This window comes from Thermoplasmata archaeon, assembly GCA_015063285.1.
Classification (GTDB): domain Archaea; phylum Thermoplasmatota; class Thermoplasmata; order Methanomassiliicoccales; family Methanomethylophilaceae; genus Methanoprimaticola.
The window spans coordinates 1-19,967 of the sequence record SUST01000021.1 but is presented as its reverse complement, the minus strand read 5'-3'; the positions used below and the strand labels follow the sequence as shown (position 1 = coordinate 19,967).

Sequence of the window (19,967 nt, the reverse complement as noted above, 5' to 3'; positions counted from 1 at the left end):
CTGAACGTCTACGACCAGCACCACTACTTCATCAAGAACAACCAGATGAGGTTCACCCCTCCGGTGCAGACCGCCTACGCCCTGAGGCAGGCGATCCTCGAGACGAAGATAGAGACAATAGAGGGAAGATATGCACGTTATACTGCATGCTGGCACATACTCATTGATGCAGTTAAATCCCTAGGCCTGGAGATGCCTGTTCCCGAATCGGAGCAGTCACATCTCATCGTAACGATAATGGATCCCAAGACGCCGAAGTACAGCTTCAACGATATGCACGACTTCTCGCGCGAGCACGGATTCACCATCTATCCCGGAAAGCTCAGCGACGCACCTACGTTCCGCATAGCTAATATCGGAGATATCAGGCCCGATGAGATGCAGAGATTCACCGAGCTCTTCAAGAAGTATATCGAATCGATCAGATGATCAGTCGTCGTAGAAGTAATCGATTCCCTTGATCTTGGCGTAGATCTTGGCCAGGAATCTTCCGACGCATCCGCACTGGTGGAACGTCATCATAGGGACCTTGGGACTGATATGGGATTCCCCGACTTCCCTCTTCTCGAAGATGTAGTGCTCCTCGTCGATCTTGATGTCTTTGGGCCCCCACCTGAGCAGGTCGAGAAGGACCTTCCAGCCCTGCAGCTCGAGCTTGTCGTAATTGTCTTTGATAACAGGCACCCAGACATCCGTCCTTCCGGCTATGAGTCCGCTCATGTTGTCCTTGGACGTGCGCTTTCCGTGCCACAGAAGGAACATGTTGGCGAAGATCGTGAAGCACCAGGAACCGAACCAGCGCTTGAATCCCATCGCGGTCCTGTCGTCCCTTGTACCGATGACCAGGTCCGCACCGTTCTCCAGCTTCTCATACATACCCTTGAGCGTGCTCAGAGGGTGCTGGAAGTCGCAGTCCACGGTCATGAAGTAATCAGTACCGCATTCCGTGATACCCTGGAATACGCTGGCGGCGAGTCCTCTCTCCTCAGGTTTCCTTACGACCATCTTGGTAAGAGGGTCGTTGAGAGCGTCGATGAGCTCCTTGGAACGGTCAGTGGAGTTGTCATCCATGAACATCACGCGAAACTCGGGATACTGTTCCCTGATGGCCTTGGCCATGTTCGGCGCGTTGATCTCTTCGTTGTATGTCGGGATGACAATGGTACAGGTTCCTGCCATGATTACTGCGAAAGATGGACGCATATATAGTTGATGCGCACCACATTTCGGCAGAAACCACCCTATCACTATTATATAGGGCATGATTTCCCGTGTCCATGAACTTCGGGGAAGCACTAAGGAATGCTTTGATTGGAGTAATTACAGGAATCTTCATGATCCTTCCAGGCGCCAGCGGCGCCACTGTGACCGTGCTCTTCGGAGTTTATGAGAGACTCATCCGCGACGTCTCCAAACTTACGAAATATCTCAGGGAGGACCTGTTCTTCCTCCTTACGCTGGGAGCGGGCGGAATCGTGGGAATAGTGGTCTGTTCGAAGGGGATGGATTTCCTCATCGACGAGTACGCCATACCTCTGATGTTCTTCTTCGCAGCCCTGATCCTCATCCAGCTGCCCGACATCTGGAAGGAGTCCGATGACGGACAGAAGCTGACGGGCTACAACATAGCGGCCATCATAGCTGGAGTCGCTGTTATGGCAGTCGTATTGTTCATAGGAATGCAGGACTTCAGCCTCGAAGGGAACACTGGGATCATCGCGATGTTCCTTGCAGGACTGATCTATGCGGTCTGCGCCATCTCCCCCGGGATCAGCGGTTCAACAATACTGCTGGCGCTGGGCCTGTACACCGCCCTGGTGGAAGGCATCGGCAACCTGGATTTCGGTGCGATACTCCCCCTAGCGGTCGGAGCAGTCGTAGGGGTTCTGGCCTTCGCAAAGCTGATGGACCATTTCTTCAGGAACAACAGGAAGTCAACCTATTGCGTGATATTCGGACTCACACTGGGTTCGGTCATCACCGTCGTCATCGAGGCCGTCAGCCAGATGGAGTCCGGACAGGAATACCTGATCCCCTGCATCATAGCCGTTATCGCAGGTCTGGTCCTCGGATATGGGATGCACATGCTGACCCGCTATATCCGCGGAAAGAACGCTGCCGCAGAGGAACAAGCCTTATAACACCGGCGCAGGATGATTTACCATGGCGGACGGAGGTTCACTGACTGAATGGGTGAAGCAGCACCCCGATCTCTCATTCCTTATCCTCTATACGGTACTGTACGTGTTCATCATAGGCCTTTCGGATGTGATGAACGGCGTCGTGGGGAATAACTACGCCTGGTATGACATGTACTTCTACTGGGAACATGCCTACGACATAATGCACGGAGCAATCCCGTATGTGGATTTCGATACCGCATACCCTCCGTTCTCGTTCGTCATCTATCTGATCCCGTACTTCTTCACACCGGATGAGGTTATGTTCCATTACGGGTTCGCCATCTTCACATATCTCTTCACACTGCTGGCCATCTTCGGGCTGTTCAAGTTCTGCGACAGGGTCGGCCTGGGTCACAAGTATGTGTACGTGACCTTCATCCTCCTGATATTGGGAGTAAACAACTTCTTCATAGCAAGGAACGACACCATAACGACGGTGTTCGTTGTCCTGTGCCTGCTGTTCTATTCAGACAGGAAATACCTGCCCGCATTCATACTGCTAGCGCTGGGCATAATGACGAAGATCTACCCCATCTTCCTGCTGCCCGTATTGCTCATACCCTTCCTGGCCAGGAAGGACTTCAGGAACTTCTTCGTCTGCGGGACGGTGACCGTCGCGGTCTGCTTCATCATAGAGCTGCCGTTCCTGATAAACGACCCCTCCACTGCATTCAGCTATCTCACTCAGCATTCAGGAAGGGGGATGGAGATCGAATCGATAATCGCGATTCCATTCATGATCATCGGACTCATCGATCCCAGCCTGGTCTACGTGGGAATGGACGAGTCATGGGACCTGTTCGGGCCTTTGGCCGAAGGTGCGGCACCATTCATCATGCCGCTGATGTTCCTGATCATACTGGCGTTCATGGGATACTTCCTCTACAGGATGTACAAAGTTCAGCCGGATGACGACAAGGTTCTCCCGATAACCTTGATGGCGTGTGCGATCGTATTGATGCTGTTCATGACCTTCAACAAAGTCTATTGCGCCCAGTACATCATGTGGGTGATAATGCTGTACCCTCTGCTCATCTGGTCGTTCAAAAAGTTCGATATAGACTGCTCCAAGCTGCTGAAGCTGATGGTATTCTTAGCGCTGGCGACCATGCTGACCGTATTGTGCATGAAGGATTCCACGGACAAGATCTCAGGATTCTACATTCTGGCGGATACGCTGAAGGCTGTCGCCACGATAATGCTGGGATGGCATCTGCTTAAAGCATTCAAGACCTCGTTGGACTCATGTGAACGCTGAAGTATAAATCATCATTAAGAAGTGGTTCTCTTGGAGCCATTTATCGATGGCTGATAAAAAAGCATGATATATCTGTTCAAAGATAGATGAGACGAATGACCGACAACCACAGGATCCTGTTGGACGCCTATAAGGACATAGCGGCCATACTGGATAGGCACCAGATCACCTACTACGCCGCATTCGGTACTGCGATAGGCGCAGTAAGGCACAGCGGGATCATCCCCTGGGACGACGATCTGGACATCGCTATCCTCTGCAAGGATCTCGATGAGGTCAACAGGGTCATGTGCGAGGAACTCGACTAGGAGAAGTACTATTATCACAACTCGAGCGCAGACAGCCACCCCCACGTTGTCATCAGATGCGACGACTTCGAGCAGGCCCTCAAGGACAAGAAGGCGGATTTCATCGACCTATTCATCCTCATGGACTATCCCGATTCGCTGCTCAGAAGAGTGTTGATGTATCCCTTCGTGGGTTTCGACCTTCTCCCCCACCTTGTCATCGACAGGACCAACTCCAACATCGTCAAAGGGATCTTCTACGGCATCATGCACTTCTCCAGGAAGATGGTCAGACTGTTCTCCACCGAGAAGGCCAAGAGATACAACATCAGGAGTGTCGAGGTCAGCAAATGGGCATGGAACAAGGAATGGTTCGGAACGCCCATCATCCACGACTTCGAGGATACTGTGATCCCAATACCGTGCGATTACGATTCCATCCTCACCGCGATGTACGGCGATTACATGACGCCTCCGCCGGAGAGCGAGAAGACCGGTGCAGGAAGCTATCCGTACAGCCTCTACAACGATTATCTCGAGGACACCGGCAGGAGAAAGAAGCACAGCAGGTTATCCCAATCTGTGATGCCCCGCTGATCAGTCCGAATCGTCCCTCAGTTTTGTCCAAATCGAGAGCAGGTACTTCACCTTCAGCTCGCGCATGAGGATCATCAATCCCAAGAAGACTACTTCAGCGCTTATTCCGCTGACCGCCAGCATGAGAAGTCCGTCGATGTTGAAGTACTGGTCCTCGAAGTACAGCAGAGCGAGGGTGAGGGCGAACGCGATGGCGACCTTCCACAATCTGGGATACAGTCTGAATCCTGTGTAGGACCTCACCATCTTCACGAGGACGAAGAGGAAAAGGGTGTATGCGATGACGACGGATGCGGCCGCACCGATACCGCCGTACGCGAAATCGAATGGAATTATGCCCGTGTTGGGGATCAGAAGGACGAATCCTATAATGGCTGCGATACAGAGCACAAACGATGCCCTGAGGTATGCCTTCCCTCTGTTGACCGCATACAAGATCTGCGTCATCAGACCTGCGAACACGAACGGGATGATGTGAACGGAAAGAATCGCTATCATGCTTCCGGAAGGGGTCATGGCGGAACCGAAAAGGACCGCTGCGATCTGAGGTCCCAGGATCATGAAGAATGCCACCAATGGCAAAAGTATAGTGCACAGCAGCCTCTCAAGACCCCACAGGGTCTTCTCCGTATGTGCGGAGTCCTCCACATTCTTGGACAGATGAGGAAGGAGCACCGTGTTCATCGACACTCCGATGGCCGTGAAAGTAGCGATGGTACCCACGGCCGTGCTGTAGTAAGTGACCTCTATGCTCTCGTAGAACAATCCTACTATGACCTTGTCCAGGTTCGATACGGCAGAGGTCAGGATCAGTGCGGCGGCCAGAGGGGCAGCGAACACCATGTACTCCCTGAGGTACTTGGGCCTTATCGGCCTCATTCCCTCCCTCCAGATGAGGATGATGCTGACGATCACCGATATGGAGGTGGCGATGACGTAGGCTGTGCTCAGCGTGATCGGGTCCACGTATGTCACCGCGAGGGCGATGAGGATCGTGTTCCTGATGCTGCACTCGATGATGGTCAGGATGGAGCTCTTACCGCTCTTCATCATTCCGTCCAGGGTGTAATAGATAGCGAACTGGACGTTCGAGATGACCTGATAGACGATGAAGACCATACAGACGCCTACCGCCTCGTCGTTGATGGAGTCCGTGGCCCTCATTATGAAAACGGTAGCCAGGGTTATGATGACCATGAGGGCGGTCAGGATGAGCTTGATGACCATGAAGGTGCTGAAGCAGGCCTGCTTGTCGTAGCCCTCCTTGGCGATGAACTTCAGGTTAGCAGAATTGAATCCGAGGTCGGCGATGGTGTTGACCAGACTGATCAGGGCCAGTCCCCACATCATCACCCCGTACTCGTTAGCGACGTACCTGGTCATGACCAGCATGGAGACGAATGCCATTATCGCCGCCAGCAACTGGGAAGTGACCTTGAATGTGAAATTACGGGCTAACAAGTGACCGAACCTATTCGGCCGTATAACTTATTATAAATAAAGGTGAACGGCCAAAACCGTCATTGCTCAGAAAGTATGGAATCGACTGCGTCCGAGAAGGATGTGTCCTCCCCGACCATAATTGAGCGTTTGCACCCGAGCCTGCTGCCGAACTCGATGTCCTTATCCTTATCGCCTATCATGTACGATTGGGAAACGTCGATATCGTACTTCTCGACGGCCTGCAGGCCCATGCCGATCTCCGATTTCCTGCACGAGCAGTGGTCGTCCGGCGTATGGGGGCAGAAGAAGATGTCATCCACATGGCCTCCGCCCTCTTTGATCTGGGAGAGCATCTTGCCGTGGACATTGTTGAGAGTGTCAACATCGAAATAACCGCGTCCGATGCCGGATTGGTTGGTAATGACGATCGCCAGGAAACCGGCCTTGTTGAGCCTTGCTATCGCACCGGGGACGTCCGGGTAGACGCTGAACGCATCTGGATCGCTGCAATACGGGATACCTTAGCCAGGGTGTCGTCCCTGTCCATGAAGACGGCTTTACTGGCCATATAGGATCTGTTCGATCAGGTAGCACATGATGTGGCAGGCGCAGAGGTATCCTTCCTGGATGCGGGGAGTCTCCTTCGAAGGGATGGTGACGGCGACATCCGCCATGCCCCTCATCTTCCCGCCCTCTCCGGTGAAGGTGAGCAGCTTCGCCCCCCTCTCCTTCGCCGCCTCCATGGCGAGGACCACGTTCTTGGAGTTGCCTGACGTGGATAATCCCACGACCACATCCCCCTTCCTGCAGTTGGCCTCAATCTGCCTCTTGAATACGATGTCGTAGCTGTAGTCGTTGCCGATGGCGGTGACAGGAGCTATGTTGGACAGGCATATGCTGGGAAGGGCCGGCCTCTCCATTAGATAGCGCCCAGATAGCTCCGCGGCGATATGCTGGGCATCTGCAGAGGAACCACCGTTGCCCATGAAGATGATCTGCCCGCCGTTGCGGATAGAATCCACGCACAGGTTGGCCGCTGCCAGTATCTGGTCGGGATCTATGTTGGAGATGGTCTCCGAACTTCTCTTCAGCTGTGAACTAACTTCATCTCTCATTGTCATACCTCCATGAGGTCACGCCCTTCGGCTCAAACATGAAATCGGTGATCTTGACACCGTATCTCCGCAGTTCCTCCGCGACCACGTACTTCTTGTCGTACTCGCAGATGAAATGCATGAAACCTCCTCCTCCGGCTCCGGAGATCTTCCCTCCGATGGCCCCGGCAGACTTGGCCGCGTTGTAGATCGCGTCGATCTGCTGGTTGGTGATCTTGCTGGAGAACTTCTTCTTCAGCTGCCACGAGTCGTCGAGAATCCTTCCCGCATCGTGGATGTCGCCCAGTTCGAGGGCGTGGGCCATCTGATGCGCCAGCTCCTTGGACTCGTCCAATGCGGCCTCGTTCTGACCGGCCTTGTACGACTCCATCTGGCTCTCGATGATCTTCGCTGATTCGCGGGGATTGCCGGTGTAGCACAGGACGGAGCAGTACTGGAGCTCGTTGATGGTGTCCACGGGGACGTTGATGTGATTCACGTCGACGTGGTCCTTGGTGAACCTCATCAGATTGAAACCTCCGAACACTGCTGCATACTGATCCTGCTTACCTCCCTTCAGGCCTATGACCTCCCTCTCCAAATGATAGGCGAGATGGGCCATGTCGTTGGCTGTCATCTTCTCTCCCAGCCATTCGCATGTGGCGGCGATGATTGAGACGATAACTGTTGATGATCCTCCCAATCCGGATCCCGGAGGTGCCTCCGATTGAAGGAACAGGTTGAAACCGTCAGTTATGCCGAAATGGTTGGCGACGGCCTTGATCAAATCCATATTGCCATCCAGCGGGAGAGGACCCTTATCCAGAGGTGCCTCGTACTTCCCGTAATCGATGGAATGGACCGACATGGAGTGGTCGTTGGTCGGAGTTATGGTGCAGTAAGCGTAGCGGTTGATCGTTGTGTTGAAAACCGCACCGCCCTTCTGCGAAGCGTATGGATCGACGTCCGTTCCTCCTCCGACGAGCCCCAATCTCAACGGTGCCCTTGCCCTGTAGTGTATTGCTCCCATCCTGATACCTTCAGTCTGCATCCCCATCCGCGAAAAACGGTGCAGATGCTCTAATACGAACTCGTAACGAACTATAACATAAAAAGGGTAGGGCAGTTAAAACCAGTAAATTGTGACTGACGGTCAGACATTTCTGCCGCCGTCGAGGACGGTGCCGGCCTCCAGAACTGTGTTGTCCGCGATGACTGCGTTGGAAATCCTGCAGCCCTCCTTCACGGTGCATCCCTCACCGATTATGGAGTTCTCGATGTGGGCGCCCCTGACGGTGCTGCCTTTCATCACCAACACTCTGTCCAGATGGGAGTCCACCACTGTGCTCTCCATGAGGATCACGGAGGTCTTGACCTCAGAATTGGCAACCTTCGATCCCTTTCCCATGTAGAAGTCGCCGCGGATGCACGCATCCTCCGCTGGGAAGGACTTTCCGCCGTATTCGCGCTCGGTGACCACCAGATTCGCACCGATGAGGTCATGGGGACGCCCTACATCCATCCAAAGACCGTTAAGCATGTATCCCTGTATATGCCCCCCGTTGTTTGTAATGAGAGGAACAAGATCCTTGGAGAAGTCGAAGAATTGTCCCTCTGGCACATACTTCAGAACGTCACGGTTTATGACATAAACTCCGGCGTTTATGAGGTTGGAGAAAACCTCCTCCGGTTTGGGCTTCTCCTTGAATTCCGTTATGCGTCCGGTATCGTCGATACGTGCTATACCGAACTCCGTCGGGTTCTCCACAGGTGTTAAAGCGATGGTGATATCCGCTCCCGTCCTGAGATGCGTCTCGATCTCCTTGTCCACATCGATATCGGCGAACACATCCCCGTTGGAAGCCACGAAGACCTCGTCCAGGCGGTCCTCGACCAGCTTCATCGCCCCTCCGGTGCCCATGGGTTCGTCCTCGTAGGAATAGATTATCTTGATCCCCAGATCGGAACCGTCCCCGAGGACTTCCATGTGACCGGGTTTGTATCCGCAGGCCAGGATGACCTCCTCTATGCCTGCGCGAGCCAATGACCTCAGAAGATACCATATGCACGGCTTGTCAGCGACAGACAGAATCGGTTTCGGATGGTTCTCCGTAAGGGGGAGGAGCCTAGTCCCCTTCCCTCCGACCATGACGACTGCCTGTCTGACCTTCATGTCAAATCCCTTCAGCGTATGAAGTTGGTCCTCTGCACGGGTTCGCGCTGAGGATGCTCGATACCGGCCTTCTTTCCAGCCTCGATGCACTTGAGGATCCATGCGATATTCCTTCCCAGAGTCCTCATTGTCTGAAGACCCTCCAGATCCTGCTCGCATTCCTCCATCCTGTTTCCGTGCGTCATGTTCCAATATTGGGAACCGGGGACAATCATGCAGTTCATCAGATAGTATTGGTTGAGCCTCTCGAAGGAAGCCGTGTTCCCTCCCCTGCGGGCATTCACCACTGATGCGGCGACCTTTCCGTCGATCTTTCCCGAATTGGAATAGAAGAAACGGTCCATCCAGGCAGTGATCTGACCTGCAGGGCCGGAATAGTAGACCGGGGCTCCGAAGACGAAACCGTCGAACTCGTCGATCCTCTCTGAAATGGCATTGACATCGTCGCCGATCACGCAGCGCTTGTTCTTGCCGCAGTATCCGCATGCTTTGCATCCGGGTGTGTCGCCCTTTCCTATCCAGTGGATCTCTGCGGAGATGCCGTTCTCCTCCAGAGTGTCGGCCACCTCCTTCAGCGACGTGTATGTGCAGCCCTTCTCGTGGGGGCTTCCGTTAACAAGCAGTACCTTCATCATTCTTACCTGACCTGGGAGTGAACTGAGATGATAAAGAGATTATTGTAGTCGAATGGTAGATTTCTACCCGAAATAATACTAAATAGACAGTAGATGATGTATAAAACATGCCTAAAACTGAGTCTAAGAATATATCCGTGGAGGAATTGATAGACATAGTTAGGCCTATAGCCGAACAGAATGGAGTCTCTCGTGTCAGACTCTTCGGCTCTCGTGCGCGCGGGGACTTTAATGCAGATAGTGACTTCGATTTTCTAATTGATGTAAAACCTGGCTTTGGATTGATCGATTTGGGATGTTTTACGGAAGATTTAGAAGAAGCATTAGGCAGACCGGTTAGTATCGTTGACGAAGTCAGTGCATCGCCAACATTCCTGAAATCTATTAACAAAGATTTGAGGGAAATCTATGGTTGACGATAGAACTCGTATAGAGACAAATGCGAGTTTTGCCCTCAATTACATTTCTATTCTTCATCAATACATAGCCCAGTGTGACAATAATTACGAAGAATTTGTGGAAAATAAAATGGCTCAAGATGCGTGTATCACACAGATAAACAACACTACACAATGCACTAACAGGATAAGGGATAATCAACCTGAATTATACAAAAAATACTTCGCGAGCAGACATCAAAAAGGTTTAACAGGTATGCGTAAAAGAATGGTTCATGATTATGAAAGCGTCCGTCCAGAATTCATATGGGATTTTATTTTGAAAGACGTTCCTCAATTAGAGGCTATATTCCAAAAAATACTGTCAGATCATAGTTCTAAATGAGTGAACTTAGTCAATCGAGTTGATTACAATCGCTGTAGCTATGCACAGGATCAAATCAACTGCGACAATGATACAAAGTTTGGTATACTTGGACATTCCAGGAATATCGTCATCATTGGATGCCCTTTCATCAATATTGCCCAGCAAAGCCGCGCTGGAAGGGTTCACAGAATCCTGAATATCGGAATAGGGATAATGCCTGCGCTGGGGCCTGGACTTCTCATCAGTGCCGGCGAGGGCGATACATGGTGTTACGTTTTCAAAGTTCGTAATACTAACATATGTCCAGACTATATAAATTAATACTAATTATGAAAAAGTGTTACTAAAGGGCAACCTTTTTGTCGGGTACCTACATCACACATGCATGACCACAGTTATCATGCACACCTCAATGGGTGACATCAAGATCCAAATGCACGACGACATGCCTATCACCACAGGCAACTTCGTCAAGCTCGCCAGGGAGAAGTTCTACGACGGCACAATCTTCCACAGGGTCATCGACGGCTTCATGATCCAGGGAGGAGACCCCCAGGGAACCGGAATGGGCGGACCCGGATACACAATCGACGACGAGTTCGGAACAGGACACTCCAACAAGAGGGGAACCATCGCCATGGCGAACACCGGAAGGCCCCACAGCGGAGGCAGCCAGTTCTTCATCAACGTCGTCGACAACACCTACCTCGACAAGGAGGATCCCAGGACACCTTACGCACACCCCGTGTTCGGAACAGTCCTCGAGGGAATGGACGTCGCAGACAAGATCAGCAAGGTCGAGACCGACAGAAACGACAGACCTATCGATGACGTCAAGCTCATCTCCGTCGAAGTGACCGAGTGATACCATGACGGATGTCCCGGAGATCCTCGCCAAGATGCTCGATGACCGCTCGATTGAGGCAGCGGTGCTGTGCATAGAGGGCTGCGGGACGTCCATCATCAACGACCCTTCGGTCATGAGGAGGGTCGGGAAACTCATTTCAGGATCCGAGAAAACGGAACCCGACCAGGAGACTATTTCTATAGTAGGCGACGACAACATCCTGGACCCCGAGAGCTGCAAGGTAGACAATGTGGAGGGATTATGCGTCGTATACGACAACGGCATACATTCCGCCGCAGCATCCACAGGCTCCCTGAAGGAGGCCCAGATGATGAGGGACATGTTCGGCAGCGATCTACTCATAATTGGCGTCTTCAAAGAATTCTCAGAGAAAGACCGTTCCGATGCGAAAGGCCTTCTGGACATCGTCATTAGTGATTCAGGAACAGAGGCACTCTCGCACCTCGGCGAACTCACTCTAAGCAAATTCTAAATACCCGGTCCACCCCCTATTTTCTCATAAGAAGGCGTGGCCACAGCAATGATGATTGTGCATCCGTCTCGGTGGTTGACATGAAAAACGAAGATGAGGTGAAGGAATACCGTTTCTGGACATACGAATTCTCCCTGAAGGAGAATGTCGAACTTCCCGTATATTACGCGGACCACTTCTTCAAGAAACCTTCGACCGAGATGAACAACGACCTCATGGCATTCGCACTGGGATTGGAGCTTTCCTCGGGATTGGAAGCGGAAGACAGGTCGTCGTCCGTGTTGAAGCTTCTCAGGGAGATCGGATGCGACAACGCCAGGGTAAACGATGCCTTCAACCAGGAAACGACCATCTATTCCACCGATGTGGCGATAGGTTCCAAACAGTGGAAGAGCTACACCATAATCTTCGTCGTCCTGAACGGGGCTCATTACAATAACGAAGCAGCCGCCAACGTCATGCTCGGGGCTAGCGGGAACCACGCTGGTTTCATGATCGCATGCAACGCGGGACTGGATGAGCTCAGGAGCTTCATCAAGGACGAGAACATCACAGGCAAGACGAAGATCCTGATCACAGGCTACAGCAGGACCGCCGCAGGGGCCAACCTGTTAGCGGCATACATATCTGATGCGATAGCAGCGAGGAGAGTCAAGCAGAGGATCGGCGATATCAAGCTGACAAAGAAGGACTGCTACGGATTCTCGTTCGAAACGCCCCTGTGCGGACATTATGAGCTCGGAAAGAAGATGGTGCCTCCCACTGACAGCCGTTACGACAACATTTGGTATGTGACCAATCCTGACGATCCGGTCACCTACGTCCCGACGAAGAACTACAACTTCGTCAGATACGGGCATCATTACCTCATCGACTCCCACAACGAAGAGAAGAAGGCCAGGATGCTGGCGAATGCGAGGTACTACTTCGGCGAGAAGACCGCCAAAAAGGTGGACATGAGCAAATTCAAGAAGGTCCCCCTGACCGGGGTCCAGTACCCGTCAGATATATTCGACGGCTACCTGGCCAGATTCTTCTCCACCTTGGGAACCAGGAACCACTACCACGAGTACATCGAGTCGGACTTCGTCAGATTCGTCTATGTGATGTTCGACAGTCCTGATCTGGCATTGACGATACTCATGAACGCAGGGGACCCCATATCCCTTCTGAAGGCGCTTCACAGTTACTCGGATGACAAGGAGAAGTTCGATGAACACTTCAGACCGCTCATCGAATCGTCGACGGAGTCGCACGGGTACGGGAAGGATTCCGAGAGCATCCTGAACGCATTCTACCAGATAGCCCATCTGGTGAGAGGATACTTCAAGGACGGCATAGCTTCGATCGTGACCGACAAGTACATAGTGTCCGCGACCGTCAACATGAGGATCCTCATCATGTCGCATCTGCCCTCGATGACTTATTGCTACATCATACAGGAGTGCCCATACTACCAGATTCCCGCTGAATTCCTGGAACCGGTGAAGGAAGAAGCTCCCGACGATTCAGCGAAGCTCATAGATTCTGCGAAACTGATAGAATCTGTGAAGTCCATAGATTCCGCAAAGATCATAGAATCGGTGAAGTCCATCGATACAGCGAAGGCCGTCGAATCCGTGAAATCCGTAGTGACGGATATCAAGGACAACGTGACCAAACGCCTGTCGAAGGATGATTAACCGCCCTTACGCTTATGAAAAGTATCCTTTAATAAAGAATAAATACCGACATGCGTCGTCTTAACGGTATGAATACGAAGCTGATCCTATTGGCCGTAGCGGCAGTCGCGATTGTAGGCGCTATGGTTTTTGCCTTCATGTCCGGAGAGAACAATGGAGAGACGACGATCGATACGGTGATCGACGAGGACGGAAGGATAGATGAGTTCAGCTTCATCCAAGACAACGGTAAGATAGAGCCCATCACACAGGGGATGAAGATCTCCACCGACGTCGATATCTGCTATTCTGGCAGCGTGACTGAATGGCTGGACGATGTGGAGATAACCAACGATCCGAACCTTGTCATTTTCAAGGCCAATGTGAACGGTCAGCGCATAGATTACGTGTTCAAACTCGACAACATCAAAACATCCAGCATGAAAGGGTACCTGAAGGATGGAGTCCCCATGCTGGAGGTCACGGCTAAGGACGGCTTCTCCATAAACCTGATGTACTTCGACCACAAAGGAATGGAGGACATCCAGAAATACGATTTCCAGACCTACGAGTTCATCGTCGGCGAGAACGTGACCCTTCCCGCCTATTACGGAGACAAGCTCTTCGCCACCCCTGCCACCCAGAAGAACATGGACCTCATGGCATTCGCCCTCGGACTGGAGCTGTCAACCGGAGTCTCCGGCAGCGACAGGTCCTCCTCGGTGATCAAGCTGCTCCAGGACATCGGATGCCCCGATGCCAAGCCCAATGACGTCTATTCAAGGGCACCGTCCGCCGAATCCACGGATGTAGCGATCGGTTCCAAGCAGTGGAACGGTTACAACCTGATATTCGTGGCCCTGAACGGTACAAAATACACTTCGGAATTCGCCGCCAATGTGATGCTAGGCGAGAGCGGGAACCACCACGGATTCACCCTTGCATGCAATGAGGCGCTGAAGGCCCTCAGGGACTTCATCTCGGATAACAACATCACCGGAAAGACGAAGATCCTGATAACGGGATACAGCAGGACCGCCGCCGGGGCCAATCTTGCTGCGGCATACATGTCCGACGCGATAGCAGAAGGGAAGGTGAAGGAGAGGATCGGTAACATAGAGCTCACCAAGGAGGATGTCTACGGATTCTCGTTCGAGACTCCCCTGTGCGGCTACTACGAAGCAGGGAAAGGACTTGTGCCGCCCACCGACAGCCGTTACAGCAACATCTGGTATGTCATAAACCCCGACGACCCCGTCACCTACGTCCCAACCAAGAACTACGGATTCGTAAGATATGGGAACGAGTTCACCATCCAGTCCCACGATTCAGGTAAACAGTCCACCATGCTGGACCTCGCCGAGAAGTACTACGGAAGCTCGAAGAAATACGGCAACCTGACCCCGAGACAATGGCTTGACCTGTCAGGTTTCAACATCATCGCCGATGTGAACTATCCTTCGGACATCTACGACGGATTCCTGGACAAGTTCTTCTCGAGCCTCGGCACCAGGGAATACTACTACAAGAACGTGGAGAAGGACTTCTCCAGATTCGTATTCATCATGTTCGACAAGATGGACCTGCCCAAGACCATCGTGGATGAGTCGGGCGGAGCGATGAAGTTCATCTCCGACCTGTATCTGAACTCCGGCAGCAAGGAGATGTTCGAAGAGCATTTCAGACCGATCATCAGCAAAGCCGCTTATGCCAACGGATGCCCCGATTACACCGACAGCATCCTGAATGCCATGTATCAGGTATCCGAGCTGGTCAAGCGCTATTTCAGCGATGGATTCGCCATACTCACGGACAAGTACGTCCTTTCGATGGTCGCCAACTACAACTACGTCCTGATTTCGCATCTGCCTTCGATGACCTACTGCTACATAGTTCAGGAGAGCCCTCTTTACGTTTGAAAAACGGTTTTAATCAATCATACCGATTAGAGGCTGATCCCATGAAGACGGGCCACATCCTGATCACGGTCATTGCTGCGATTGCAGTCGTATCGCTAGCATCGCTGATATTCTTCAGCGCCAGTGGCCCCGTCGCGGTCGAAAGCGTGACGGATAACGACGGCCAGTTGGATCAGTTCTCATTCCTGGATTCGAACGATAAGGAGACGCCCATAGTCAAGGATGCGAAGGTCAAGGGCACCGCCCGCATCGCATACACCGGCGATCTGACAGGTTGGTCGGATAAGGTCAAGGTGCAGAAAGCATCGGGTGTGGTCATTTTCGGCATAACCATCAATGAGATTCCGTACGAGTATATCTTCAGATTCGGAAGCATCGACCACGACAGCCTCAACGGATACCTCATGGACGGCATCCCGATGATCGAGGTGGATGCGAACAAGGGCTTCTCCATAGAACTGCTCCGCTACGACCACAGGCAATACACCGACGTCCAGAAGTATGAATTCAGGACGTTCGAGAGGCAGATGGGCGATAACCATCAGCTCCCCACATACTACGGCGACAGCTTCTTTGACAAGCCCTCGACGGAAAGGAACATGGATCTGCTTGCCTTCGCGCTGTGCCTGGAGATGTCCTCGGGCTTCAGCTCTGATGAAAGATATGAGTCGGTGATCAAACTGCTCAGGGACATAGGCTGCGCCAACGCCATCCCCAACGAGACGTATCACGAGAAAGCCACCATGACATCCACCGATGTCGCCATCGGCTCCAAGCAGTACGGGGACTACACCGTGATCTTCCTCGTGATGAACGGAGCGAAATACTCCGCCGAATTCGCCACGAATGTGATGCTGGGCGAGAGCGGGGACCATGTAGGATTCTGCATGGTGCGCGACGAGGGATTGAAAGTCCTAAAGGAATTCATCAAGGACAACGGCATCACCGGGAAGACCAAGATAATGGTCACCGGATACAGCAGGACCGGTGCAGGCTCCAACCTTGTGGGAGCATACATCTCCGATGCGATCGCCGAAGGCAGGATCGATGAAGAATTCGGGAACATCACCCTCGAGCAGAAAGACTTCTACTGCTTCTCATTCGAGACGCCCCTGTGCGGATACTATGAGGAAGGAAAGAACTATATTTCCCCTACGGACCCCCGTTACGACAACATATGGTATGTGGTGAACGATGATGATCTGGTCACATACGTTCCTCCGAAGGCTTACGGTTTTGTGAGATACGGACATCAGATCACCAACTATGCCCACGACCCTGTGAAGAGCACGGGCATGCTGGATACCGTGGCCAGATACTACACCAAGGAAGTTGCCGAAAAGATAGACATGTCGGCGTTCAACAGCATAGGCGGATTCACATACATGTCCGATTTCGTCGACGGGTTCAGCGAGAAGTTCTTCTCCAGCCTCGGTACCAGGGAGTACTACTACGAGAATGTGGAATACGACTTCGCCAGATTCATCTATGCTGCGTGGACCAACGGCGATCTTCTCAATGACATAATCGAGGAATACGGAGGGCCAATAGTCTTCGTCTCCGACCTGTACCTGTACACGGACGAAGAATCGGTATTCATCAACCACTTCAGACCTGCCATCGCGGCGGCGACCGAGAAGTACGACTGCGAGGAATTCACGGATAACATCCTGAACTCTTTCTATCAGATCTCAGAGCTCGTCAAGCGCTATTCCGATGACGACATGTACTCCATGCTGACGGACGAGTATCTCCTGTCAATGATCGCGAATTCACATCTCCTGCTGATGTCGCACATGCTTGTGATGAACTACGGATACGTGGTCCAGGAGAGCGACCTGTACAAGTGATCATTCGTCGCCCTGATAGGAATCGATGACAAGGTGCGTCCCGGAACGTAGCATGATGATGGGCACGCCTTCCTTCCTGAGCCTTCTCCTCAGCTCCTTGTCGTTCGTTAAAACGTAACCGCCGGTCTTGGCGGCCATCTCCACGACGGCGTTGTCGCCGGTGTATTCGGTAGGGATGATCTCGTATTTGCGCGCCAATGCAATGGCGGCTTTCGCATATCTGTGATCCATATGCTTCAATTCCCCGACCAGAGGTCCGGGGACGACGATCCTGACCTCGCCGAGGAGATCCCTCAGGGCGAGGTCGAGGTTCATCTTGATCTCAAAAGGCATGAGTAAGGCGTTTGTGTCGAGTACGACGGTCTGCATGATCTCACTGATCGACGATACCGTAACCAATCAATCTCCACTTGTTGGAGATCCTTCTCGAGATGGCCACCCTCTGTCCGGGCAGTATACACACCGGGATCTTCAGGACGACCTCTGCGGAGTTGTTCCTGGCACTCTTGACGACACCGACGGTTGTGGCGGTACCGACGCTGAGCATCAGGGGCTCGTTGCTCTTGATGTCCTCGACGGACAGCTCGGCGGACGAACCTACGACACGGTCGAGCAGAGTGGTCTTCATCTTGAAGTCGTGGACCACAGCTGGAAGCTCACCGGGGATACCGATGACCCTTCCGGTAAGTCCGTCGGACTTGGTGATGGAAGCGTCCAATCCGGTTCCGATGGCGATGAGTCCTCCGGGGACGACCGATTTGACGGAACGTCCTCCGGCCTCGAGGGATGTGACCTTCGCGGTGATCCTCTCGTACACCGGCTTTCCTGCGACCTCTGTCTTCCTTCCGGGCGATATCTCGATCTCGTCACCGACCTTCAGGGTTCCCTGGATGAGTGTTCCTCCCAGGACTCCACCCTTGAGGTCCTCCGGCTTGGTACCGGGGGAGTTGATGTCGAACGAACGTGCGACATGCATAAGCGGGGATGCCTTGGCATCCCTCTTGATCTTGGCGACGATATTCTCCTCGATGGCCTCGATCAGCATATCGATGTTCACACCGCGGTTTGCGGAAATTGGGATGATCGGAGCGTTCTCGGCGATCGTTCCCTTAACGAACTCCTTGATCTGCTTGTAGTTCTCGATGGCCTGTTCCCTGGTGACGATGTCGATCTTGTTCTGGACGATAATGATCTTGTCGATACCGATGATCGACAGGGCCATCAGATGCTCCTTGGTCTGGGGCTGGGGGCACTTCTCGTTGGCTGCAACGAGCAGAAGCGCTCCGTCCATGAGGGCGGCTCCTGACAGCATTGTCGCCATCAGGGTCTCGTGCCCGGGAGCGTCCACGAAGGACACCGCTCTGAGATACTCTGCATCCGCGCCGCAGTTCTTGCACTTCTTGGTGGTACCGTACGCTGCGGCGCCCTGGCACTCAGGACACTTGTAGAATGCTACGTCTGCGTACCCGAGACGGATGGAGATTCCTCTCTTCAACTCTTCAGAATGACGGTCGGTCCATTCTCCGGAGAGGGCCTTGGTAAGGGTTGTCTTACCGTGGTCGACGTGACCGATCATCCCGATGTTGATCTCGGGCTGCTTTGGGACTTTCATCAGTTCTCCGCGGGTGCCTCGGGGTTGAGGCACTCCTCGATGGACTTGGGTCCGTACTCTTCGATGACGGCGTTGATCTGGACGATCTCTGCGGAGATTGTGTTTCCGCGGATTGCGGTCCTCTTCCTCTCTCCGCCATACCTCTCATGGAATCCCTTTCCGTCGGAGAGCAGGAGCTTTATCCTCTTGTTTCCGGGGAGGTCCTTCCTCATGGGGGTACCATTGGAGTCGGATCCGCCGGTAATCTTGATCTTGTACTCGGGGAGACCAAAGAAGACTCCGTCGACTGTCTCTCCGATGGCGATTCCGATCAGAGAGTTCGCGTGGTGACCGGAGACGGCCACATTATATGACTTCCCGGTTTTCTTGTCATTAACAACAGCTTTGAATTCTGCCATTTGAACACCTGTATTAGGCGTGTAATAAAGGATTCTTTATAAAGCTTATTGAAGAATCGAAATCATTAGAGCTACTGGGGCATGCCCAACAGTTACAAAGTTCCTTTGATTTCAGATTCTACCCTGACTCTAACTTCTTCACGATATTCCTCTGGGAACTCCAATTTACCATATGCAGAATCAAACGTCATGTTATCCTCTTCCATCATTACTATGGTAGCTCTGGACGCCATAGAAACTATCTTTTCTTTCGTTTCTTCCTGCAGAAGACGGTTCGCATACCTAACCATGTCCTCATCCAAATTTACCATGAGCTCCTCCACGTATTCAAATACTGATTTGTCTAATGAGATTTTATAATCTTGTTCGATCAGTCTAGTCCTCTCATCTTTATTCACATCTTTCGAAAACACTGTATTAAGAAGTCCGATTGGAGTTGACTTCTTATCACCCAATTTTCCTAGATAAACCATTATAATCTCAGCATAATCGCAACTTGGCACATCGACCTACGCTTCAAACCCCTCATTATAGCTCCCTTCCATTTTGTATCTGATAACAGAGTTGCTAAGCTCTTTTGGCGGATTCATAACAAACCAAATTGAATACACCTTACTTAGTCTAGAACCTGACTTTGACACATCGCAACGATCCAGCTAACCGATCGGCGAAGGTCTCTGTACGTGCCTCTCCGCCTATCATGGCGGTCGGCGATTCGTCCTTTGCAGGAACGGGGTGGCCGGTCCACCCCC

The 19,967-nt window shown here is 52.4% G+C and carries 20 protein-coding genes and 1 pseudogene; 10 read left to right on the top strand and 11 right to left on the bottom strand.

The genetic code is table 11. The features are described from left to right. Positions 1 to 429: 429 nt before the first annotated feature. Positions 430 to 1,179, bottom strand: a complete 750-nt coding sequence (locus E7Z62_08445; GenBank protein MBE6523130.1) for a glycosyltransferase — start codon at positions 1,177 to 1,179, stop codon at positions 430 to 432. Positions 1,180 to 1,277: 98 nt separating this feature from the next. On the opposite strand from E7Z62_08445, the gene E7Z62_08440 reads away from it, so the two are divergent. The 4 genes from E7Z62_08440 to E7Z62_08425 all read left to right on the top strand — a co-directional run bounded on the left by E7Z62_08440 (position 1,278) and on the right by E7Z62_08425 (position 4,325). Next, complete coding sequence (locus tag E7Z62_08440) at positions 1,278 to 2,141, top strand: DUF368 domain-containing protein (protein ID MBE6523129.1); 864 nt, start codon at positions 1,278 to 1,280, stop codon at positions 2,139 to 2,141. 22 nt (positions 2,142 to 2,163) lie between these two features. Next, positions 2,164 to 3,441 carry a DUF2029 domain-containing protein gene (locus E7Z62_08435; protein ID MBE6523128.1) on the top strand — a complete coding sequence of 426 codons (1,278 nt, stop codon included), beginning with the start codon at positions 2,164 to 2,166 and terminating at the stop codon, positions 3,439 to 3,441. An 86-nt stretch (positions 3,442 to 3,527) separates the two neighbouring features. Then, positions 3,528 to 3,749 carry a LicD family protein gene (locus E7Z62_08430; GenBank protein MBE6523127.1) on the top strand — a complete coding sequence of 74 codons (222 nt, stop codon included), beginning with the start codon at positions 3,528 to 3,530 and terminating at the stop codon, positions 3,747 to 3,749. Positions 3,750 to 3,869: 120 nt separating this feature from the next. Further along, on the top strand, positions 3,870 to 4,325 hold the full coding sequence (locus tag E7Z62_08425; GenBank protein ID MBE6523126.1) for a LicD family protein: 456 nt from the start codon (positions 3,870 to 3,872) through the stop codon (positions 4,323 to 4,325). Here the strand turns inward: E7Z62_08425 and E7Z62_08420 are convergent, their stop codons facing one another. The 6 genes and pseudogenes from E7Z62_08420 to E7Z62_08395 all read right to left on the bottom strand — a co-directional run bounded on the left by E7Z62_08420 (position 4,326) and on the right by E7Z62_08395 (position 9,667). Next, positions 4,326 to 5,786 carry a hypothetical protein gene (locus E7Z62_08420; protein ID MBE6523125.1) on the bottom strand — a complete coding sequence of 487 codons (1,461 nt, stop codon included), beginning with the start codon at positions 5,784 to 5,786 and terminating at the stop codon, positions 4,326 to 4,328. 59 nt (positions 5,787 to 5,845) lie between these two features. Then, a pseudogene (locus E7Z62_08415) lies at positions 5,846 to 6,336 on the bottom strand (HAD family hydrolase). Continuing rightward, a complete protein-coding gene (locus E7Z62_08410; GenBank protein MBE6523124.1) occupies positions 6,326 to 6,889 on the bottom strand; it encodes an SIS domain-containing protein in 564 nt (187 codons plus the stop codon). Before E7Z62_08410 ends, E7Z62_08415 begins: the two are co-directional and overlap by 11 nt. Continuing rightward, positions 6,873 to 7,892: a kinase gene (locus tag E7Z62_08405; protein MBE6523123.1), complete on the bottom strand. Its 1,020-nt coding sequence runs from the start codon at positions 7,890 to 7,892 to the stop codon at positions 6,873 to 6,875. Before E7Z62_08405 ends, E7Z62_08410 begins: the two co-directional genes overlap by 17 nt. Before the next feature lie 123 nt (positions 7,893 to 8,015). Further along, a complete protein-coding gene (locus tag E7Z62_08400) occupies positions 8,016 to 9,035 on the bottom strand; it encodes an NDP-sugar synthase (GenBank protein ID MBE6523122.1) in 1,020 nt (339 codons plus the stop codon). A gap of 11 nt (positions 9,036 to 9,046) precedes the next feature. Further along, positions 9,047 to 9,667, bottom strand: coding sequence for a flavodoxin family protein (locus E7Z62_08395; protein MBE6523121.1), 621 nt, complete (start codon positions 9,665 to 9,667; stop codon positions 9,047 to 9,049). Between the two features lie 110 nt (positions 9,668 to 9,777). On the opposite strand from E7Z62_08395, the gene E7Z62_08390 reads away from it, so the two are divergent. The 6 genes from E7Z62_08390 to E7Z62_08365 all read left to right on the top strand — a co-directional run bounded on the left by E7Z62_08390 (position 9,778) and on the right by E7Z62_08365 (position 17,205). After that, positions 9,778 to 10,086, top strand: a complete 309-nt coding sequence (locus tag E7Z62_08390; protein ID MBE6523120.1) for a nucleotidyltransferase — start codon at positions 9,778 to 9,780, stop codon at positions 10,084 to 10,086. Beyond that, positions 10,079 to 10,453, top strand: a complete 375-nt coding sequence (locus E7Z62_08385) for a DUF86 domain-containing protein (protein ID MBE6523119.1) — start codon at positions 10,079 to 10,081, stop codon at positions 10,451 to 10,453. Before E7Z62_08390 ends, E7Z62_08385 begins: the two co-directional genes overlap by 8 nt. Positions 10,454 to 10,820: 367 nt before the next feature. Continuing rightward, positions 10,821 to 11,300, top strand: a complete 480-nt coding sequence (locus tag E7Z62_08380) for a peptidylprolyl isomerase (GenBank protein MBE6523118.1) — start codon at positions 10,821 to 10,823, stop codon at positions 11,298 to 11,300. A gap of 4 nt (positions 11,301 to 11,304) precedes the next feature. Further along, positions 11,305 to 11,775 (top strand): DUF2099 family protein, encoded by a 471-nt coding sequence (locus E7Z62_08375; GenBank protein ID MBE6523117.1) that lies wholly within the window; start codon positions 11,305 to 11,307, stop codon positions 11,773 to 11,775. A gap of 80 nt (positions 11,776 to 11,855) precedes the next feature. Then, positions 11,856 to 13,457 carry a lipase family protein gene (locus tag E7Z62_08370; GenBank protein MBE6523116.1) on the top strand — a complete coding sequence of 534 codons (1,602 nt, stop codon included), beginning with the start codon at positions 11,856 to 11,858 and terminating at the stop codon, positions 13,455 to 13,457. A 1,696-nt stretch (positions 13,458 to 15,153) separates the two neighbouring features. After that, positions 15,154 to 17,205 (top strand): hypothetical protein, encoded by a 2,052-nt coding sequence (locus tag E7Z62_08365; protein MBE6523115.1) that lies wholly within the window; start codon positions 15,154 to 15,156, stop codon positions 17,203 to 17,205. Here E7Z62_08365 and E7Z62_08360 read toward each other — a convergent pair whose 3' ends face one another. The 4 genes from E7Z62_08360 to E7Z62_08345 form a co-directional block, all read right to left on the bottom strand. After that, entirely contained in the window at positions 17,206 to 17,574 is a 369-nt protein-coding gene (locus E7Z62_08360) for a twitching motility protein PilT (protein ID MBE6523114.1), read from the bottom strand. It lies immediately after the preceding gene. A 4-nt stretch (positions 17,575 to 17,578) separates the two neighbouring features. Next, a complete protein-coding gene (locus E7Z62_08355; GenBank protein ID MBE6523113.1) occupies positions 17,579 to 18,817 on the bottom strand; it encodes a translation initiation factor IF-2 subunit gamma in 1,239 nt (412 codons plus the stop codon). Continuing rightward, positions 18,817 to 19,215 carry a 30S ribosomal protein S6e gene (locus E7Z62_08350; protein MBE6523112.1) on the bottom strand — a complete coding sequence of 133 codons (399 nt, stop codon included), beginning with the start codon at positions 19,213 to 19,215 and terminating at the stop codon, positions 18,817 to 18,819. Before E7Z62_08350 ends, E7Z62_08355 begins: the two co-directional genes overlap by 1 nt. A gap of 92 nt (positions 19,216 to 19,307) precedes the next feature. Then, positions 19,308 to 19,688: a hypothetical protein gene (locus E7Z62_08345; GenBank protein MBE6523111.1), complete on the bottom strand. Its 381-nt coding sequence runs from the start codon at positions 19,686 to 19,688 to the stop codon at positions 19,308 to 19,310. Positions 19,689 to 19,967: the final 279 nt, after the last annotated feature.